Origin of the sequence: Mesorhizobium sp. M2E.F.Ca.ET.219.01.1.1 (assembly GCF_004016445.2) — a bacterium.
Classification (GTDB): Bacteria; Pseudomonadota; Alphaproteobacteria; order Rhizobiales; family Rhizobiaceae; genus Mesorhizobium.
Genome location: NZ_SADT02000183.1, coordinates 1 through 315 on the forward strand (window position 1 = coordinate 1; position 315 = coordinate 315).

Annotated in this window: 1 pseudogene; it reads right to left on the reverse strand. The window is 70.8% G+C overall.

The annotated features are described in order from the left end of the window. Positions 1–305 (reverse strand): annotated as a pseudogene (locus EN862_RS35435) (pyridoxal-phosphate dependent enzyme); the annotation flags it as partial. Positions 306–315: the final 10 nt, after the last annotated feature.

The window sequence follows — 315 nt, forward strand, 5'->3', positions numbered from 1 at the left end:
GCGACATCGACGGTGCGGCCAAGCCGCCTGCCCGCCTCCTCCAGCACCAGCTGCATCACGGCATAGGCGCCGCCCAGCGCCTTGAAACTGCCGAGGCCGAGGCGTTGCCCCTCGTCCTTCACGTGCAGGGCGCCGATGCCCAGTTCGCCGGCGAGCGCCGGCAGGGCGTGCAGCGGCGTCTCGGCATGATTGTCGCGTGCGGCAAGGAAGCGCTCGGCCTCCTCGGCGCCGGCGGACCCAAGCGTCGCGGCATCCTCAGGGGTCAATGGCTGGCGATGGTCCGGGTGGCGGTTGAGCAGGAACATGTCTCGGTTC